Consider the following 6076-nt stretch of genomic DNA (forward strand, 5'->3'; position numbering starts at 1 on the left):
GTCGGGAAGAGCCCCGCGAAGGGCGCGACGGTCACCGTCGCACCGTTGAGCAGTGACCGGGCCGGTCGGTCGGCGTCGCCGACCCCCGCGAGCGCCAACTGCCCCACCAGCAGCGGCCCCCGGGTCTCGATCCGCAACTCGTCGCCGTCGCGGACCGCCTCGATGATCGTGTCCCCGTCCACGTCGTGCACGACGGCGCGCCCGTCCACCGCTCCCCAGCAGACCAGGGTGACCTCCCGGAAGGGTCCGTCGCCGACGGTGGCCCCCGGCGTGACCAGCGGCAGCAGCGCGCCCCGGCGCACGTACAGCGGCATCCGGGACAGCGGCACCCGCACCCGAAGGTGCCGGCCCCCCGGATGCAGTTCGCCGGTGCCGGCGTCGAACCAGTCGTCGTCGACGGGCAGGTACACGTCGCGCACCCCGGAGGTGTCGGTGACCGGTGCGACCAGCAGGTCCGTGCCGAGCCGGTACTGCAGGTCGGTCGTCCAGGCCGTCGGGTCCTGCGGGGTGTCGACAAGCAGGGCCCGCATCATCGGTACGCCGGTGCGGGCCGCCTGTGCCGCCGCCGACCACAGGTACGGCATCAGCCGGTAGCGCAGCCGCAGCGCGGCCACCGCGAGTTGTTCCGCCTCGGCCGGGAACTCCCACGGCAGTCGGCTGGTGGTGCCGTGCAGCCGGACCAGCGGTGACAGCGCGCCGAACTGCGACCAGCGTACGTACAGGTCGGGTTCCGGGGTGCCGTGGAAGCCGCCGGTGTCGTGGCTCCAGAACGGCACCCCCGACAGGCCGTGCGACAGGCCCCCACGCAGGGTGCTGGCCAGGGCCGGCCAGGTGGCGTTGACGTCGCCGCTCCATTGCGCGCTGTGCCGTTGCCCGCCCAGGTACGACGAGCGCGCCCACACCGCCCGGTGGCCGGCCACCTCCTCGGTGACGCCGGCGACCACGTCGTTGAACAGCAGGGAGTACACGTTGTGCAGCTCGACGCCGCTCATCCCGTTGTGGGCCACCGCGTCGGCGGGCACCCCCTCGGCGAAGTCGGTCTTGAACACCGCCACGCCCTGTCGCAGCAGCGGCCGCAGCAGCCCGGTGAACCAGTCGACCGCCGCCGGGTTGGTCAGGTCCACGATGGCCGAGGCCGGGTAGCTGCCGTGCCACACGTCGGCGACGTACGTGCTGCCGTCGGGTCGCCGCAGGAAGTAGCCCGCCGCGTCGGCCTCGGCGTAGAGCGGACTGGCCGTCATCAGATACGGATTCATCCACAGGCAGACCCGGAAGCCCTGCTCGGACAGGGTCCGCAGCATGCCGGCCGGGTCGGGAAACGCCTCGGTGTCCCAGCGCAGGTCCGACCAGTTGCCGGCGACCTGCCAGTAGCAGTCCAGGTGCAGCACGTCGCAGGGGATGTCGCCCTCGCGCAGACGCCGGGCCCGCTGCAGCACCCGCTCCTGGCTGTCCGGGTAGAAGCCCGAGGAGACCCAGGTGCCGAAGGCCCAGCGCGGCGGCAGGTACGGCTGCCCGGTCAACTGTCGCAGCCGGTCCAACACCTCGGCCGGGGCCGGCCCGGCCAGCACGTAGTAGTCGAGCAGGTCGTCGGGGACCAGGATCTGCACCGCGCTGTGGGTGGACTGGCAGACGTCGAACTGCACCGGCAGCCCGCTGTCGACCAGTACCCCGTAGCCCCGGTTGGACAGGTAGAACGGCACGTTCTTGTGTGCCCGGTCGGACTCGCTGCCGAAGGCGTCGAAGTTCCACATCAGAGCCCGCTGGCCGCGCTTGTCCAGCGGGGTGAACTTCTCACCGAAGCCGACGAACCGCTCGTCGCCGGGCGCGACGAAACTCTCGTGCCAGGCGACCCGGACGCCGTCGGTGGTGGAGTGGCCGAACGGGAGCGTGCGTTGCCGGCCACTGATGTCGACCGTGCCCGGATCCTGCTCCAGCAGCAGCGAGCCGTCGGGACGCAGGAACCGGATGTGCCACGGGTCGAGCCGGATCTCGGCGACCAGCGCGCCGGCGTCGATCCGCAGGTGCCGGTCGTCGACGGTGACGGTGGCCGGGTGGGTACGGGGGTGCACCAGCGGCATCAGTCGGGCCGACCGGCTGCGGGCCTGCGGATCCTCGGCCAGCCGTACCCGGATCACGCCGTCGCCGGCCGCGTCGACGCGCACCACCGCGGTCATCCCGTCGGCCAGCACCGCCTTGACGGTGGCGCCGTGTGCGTCGGTGCCGGCGACCTCGGCCCGGCTCACCACGGCCGGGCCACCCTCGCCGGGGGTGCGCACCGGCAGGTCGGGTGGGTCGGCGACGAAGGTCTCGTAGGGCACCAACGGCGGTCGGTACGGCATCAGCTCTCCTCAGCGGCGGGTCGCGGCGGTACCGACAGTTTCTTTAACTATCCAACGAACTGTCAACGACGATCGTAGATATGAGCGGGTGATGGGCTGTTGACATGGGTCTGGGTGATCCATAGTTTGGACGCATCCCCAACTAAACCGGCGGACTGGTGATGGTGATGTGGACCGACGGCCCGCTCTGCCACGGCGGCGACTACAACCCCGAGCAGTGGCCGGCGCAGGTCTGGTCCGAGGACGTCGCGTTGATGCGCCAGGCCGGGGTCAATCTCGTCACCGTGGGGGTGTTCGCCTGGTCCCGGCTCGAACCGGCACCCGGCCGGTACACCTTCGGCTGGCTCGACCAGGTGCTCGACCTGCTGCACGCCGCCGGCGTACGGGTCGCCCTGGCCACCCCCACCGCCTCGCCACCACCCTGGTTCTCCCTGGCCCACCCGGGCGCGCTGCCCGTCACCGCCGAGGGGGTCCGGCTGCACCACGGCAGCCGGGACACCTACTGCGCCGCCACCCCCGCGTACCGTGAGGCCGCGCTGCGGATCACCGCCGCCCTGGCCGACCGGTACGCCCACCACCCGGCGCTGGCCGGCTGGCACGTGCACAACGAGTACGGCACCATCTGCCACTGCGAGCACACCGCCCGGGCCTTCCGGCACTGGCTGGCCACCCGCCACGGTGAGCTGGCCGCCCTCAACGACGCCTGGGTCACCAGCTTCTGGAGCCAGCACTACTCCGACTGGGCGCAGATCAGCACCCCCCGGGCCACCCAGTACCTGGCCAACCCCGGCCAGTTGCTCGACTTCCGCCGCTTCTGGTCGGACACCCTGCTCGCCGCGTACACCGAGCAACGTGACCTGCTGCGGGCGGCGAACCCGGCGCTCACCATCACCACCAACTACGTGCTCGGGGACTGGGTGCCGGTCGACCACGCCCGCTGGGCCACCGAGGTCGACCTGGTAGCGGTCGACCACTACCCGTCCGCGGTCGACGGCGGCGCCGAGGAGCAGACCGCGCTGGTCGCCGACCTGGCCCGTGGTTGGGCCCGACACGCCGCCGCCCGCCGGCACCCCGGCCCATCGCCGGCCGACGGTGCGGCGGCGTGGCTGCTGATGGAGAGCGCACCCAACCAGATCCACACCGCCGGACGGATGCACACCAAGGAACCGGGGCGGATGCTGCGGCACAGCCTCGCCCACGTGGCCCGCGGCTCCCACGGCGCGATGTTCTTCCAGTGGCGGGCACCGGTCGGCGGCGCCGAGCGCTTCCACTCCGCCCTGGTGCCGCACGCCGGCCCGGACAGTCGGGTGTTCCGGGAGACCGTCGCCCTCGGCGTCGCGCTGCGGCAGCTCGGCGAGGTTCGTGGCCGCGTCGAGGCGGCCGTGGCGCTCGTGGTCGACGCGGCGAGCGGCTGGGCGTTGCGCCACCCGGGCCTGCCGTCGACCCTGCCGGACCACCACGACGAACTCGCCGCCGTGCACCGCGCACTGTGGCGCAGCGGGTACGCCTGCGACACCGTCACCCCGGGCGATCCGCTCGACGGTCACCGGCTGCTCGTCCTACCCGCCGTCTACCTGATCGACGACGCCACCGCCGACTGGCTGCACGACTACCTCCATGCTGGCGGGCATCTGCTGGTCACCTACCTCAGCGGCGTCGCCGACGAACACGCCCGGGTACGCCTCGGCGGCTACCCGGGCGCGCTCCGGGACCTGCTGGGCGTGTACGCCGAGGAGTTCCACCCCCTCGCCGCCGACGAGCACGTCCTGCTCGACGGCGGCGGCACCGGGCGGATCTGGGCCGAGACGCTGCGCCTGACCGGTGCCGACACCGTCGTCTCCTATGCCGGGGGCGTACTCGACGCGATGCCCGCCGTCACCCGGCACCGGACCGGCGCCGGCACCGCCTGGTACGTGTCCACCCGCCTCGACGACACCACCTACCGGCGGCTGCTCGGCACCGTCGCTCGGGCGGCCGGCGTCACCACTGTCTGCCCGGACGCCCCCGAGGGGGTCGAGGCGGTACGCCGCCGCGACGGCGAGGCGAGCTGGCTGTTCCTGCTCAACCACAGCGGTCACGAGCAGCGCGTGCCGGCACGCGGAGTGGAACTGCTGACGGCGACACCGGTCGACCGGGCGGTCACCCTGGCACCCGGCGGTGTCGCGGTGCTCCGCGAGCACCGGGGTTGATCCGTCGGCACCGACTGGCTAACCTCGCAGCTGCGCGTCGGGAACGCGCCGAGACTCGCCGGTAGGCTCGAAGCCACCCCCTCACACCACCTGTCGAGCGACGGACACCGAAGCTCAGTTCCGCCCGTGCGAGTCCGGGCGAGGAGTGAGGTGCCCCGTGAAGGACCTGCCCGACAACCCCAGCCTCGACCACCTGCGTCAACAGGCTAAGAACCTGCTCGCCGGCCTGCGCGACATCGACCCGGCCGCGACGCTGACCACCGCTCAGGCGCGGCTGGCCGAGCAGTACGGCTTTCCCACCTGGGCAGCGCTGAAGACCGAGGTCATCCGGATGCGCGGCCGGGCCGAGACCGCCGAGGCATCCCTGGCCCACGCGATCGCCGACAGCTACGGCCTCGGTGACGTCGTCGGTGAGATGCGCACCGTTGCCCGTGCCGACGACATGGGGCGTCGCTGGTCGCTGGTGACGGACCGGGGCCGCTGGGCGGTGCGGACGATGGACACCTGGCGGCCCATCGTCGACGCCGAGGCCGACGTGGCGTTGCAGCAGGCCGCCGCTACGGCCGGCATCCTGCTGCCCGCGCCCGTGCGCAGCCGTGCGGGCCGGATCGTGGAGACGATCGGCGGACACCGCTGGCGGGTCTACGAGGGGCTGCGTTCCGGGCCACCGCTGCTCGCCCCGGCCCGCTCGTCGGTCACCCGCGCCCTCGGCGGTGCCCTCGCCACGATCCACGGGCTGCGCCTGCCGGTCGATCGGGTCAGCCCGTGGCACGGCACCCGGTTGGCCACCGGGAGCTGGCCCGAACTCGCCACCGTCGCCGCGGCTCGCCAGGCCAGCTGGGCCGCGGCGCTCGGCGCCGCGGTCGGCACCCTGACGGACCTCGACGGCATCGGGCGGGACACCGGGACGCCGGAACCTGTGCTGTGCCACAACACCCTCGGTCCGGCGAGCACCCGGCTGGCCGCCGACGGCCGCCTCGTCGTCGTCGGCTGGGAACATGCCGGCGGTCAACCGCCGAGTTGGGAGCTGGCCAACGCGCTGCTGGACTGGGCCGTGGTCCCCGGTGGGTCGGTCAACGTGGCCGGCGCACGCGCGTTGCTCGACGGGTACCGCGCCACGGCGGGCACCCTGCCGCCGCTGGACCTGGCCGCGTTCCGTGGCGCGGTCACCAGCCTCGCCAACTACGTCTTCGGGCAGGTGGACGCCGCCCTGGAGGCAGCCGACGACGAGGAGCGGCGGTACGCCGACCGCAGTGTCGCGCACCTCCTGACGCACCTGCCCACCCGCGCGGTCCTGGAACAGCTGCTGGACGTGGCCACCGGGGCGGTACGCCGCTGACCGTGGACCGGGCAGCTCAGCCCGGTCCACGGCTGCGGTCGATGGCGGTGCGGACGGCGGGCTCAGCCGGTGGCGACGGCGGCGCGGGAACGGTCGGCGGCGATCCGCACCGCCAACGCCGCCAGCACCGTTCCCCGCAGCCTCCGCTGTAACCGCAGCCCCCGTGGCCGTCGGCTGAGGTAACCGGCGATGCCGCCGGCGGGGAGCAC

Annotated in this window: 3 protein-coding genes; 2 read left to right on the forward strand and 1 reads right to left on the reverse strand. The window is 73.2% G+C overall.

Annotated elements, in window-relative coordinates; translation table 11 throughout:
• The coding region (locus V5O40_RS27650) for a TIM-barrel domain-containing protein (protein ID WP_332908172.1) at positions 1–2339 on the reverse strand (2339 nt) is incomplete at its 3' end.
• A gap of 161 nt (positions 2340–2500) precedes the next feature.
• On the opposite strand from V5O40_RS27650, the gene V5O40_RS27655 reads away from it, so the two are divergent.
• Together V5O40_RS27655 and V5O40_RS27660 are read left to right on the forward strand one after the other, a co-directional pair.
• Complete coding sequence (locus V5O40_RS27655) at positions 2501–4528, forward strand: beta-galactosidase (RefSeq protein ID WP_332908173.1); 2028 nt, start codon at positions 2501–2503, stop codon at positions 4526–4528.
• 157 nt (positions 4529–4685) lie between these two features.
• On the forward strand, positions 4686–5867 hold the full coding sequence (locus tag V5O40_RS27660; protein ID WP_332908174.1) for a phosphotransferase: 1182 nt from the start codon (positions 4686–4688) through the stop codon (positions 5865–5867).
• Positions 5868–6076: the final 209 nt, after the last annotated feature.

It is taken from the genome of Micromonospora palythoicola, assembly GCF_036689795.1.
GTDB classification, from domain to species: domain Bacteria; phylum Actinomycetota; class Actinomycetes; order Mycobacteriales; family Micromonosporaceae; genus Micromonospora; species Micromonospora palythoicola.

Excerpts from the sequence above, each read along its gene's own strand:
- V5O40_RS27655 (WP_332908173.1), top strand. The coding sequence starts at position 2,501 with ATGGTGATGTGGACCGACGGCCCGCTCTGCCACGGCGGCGACTACAAC.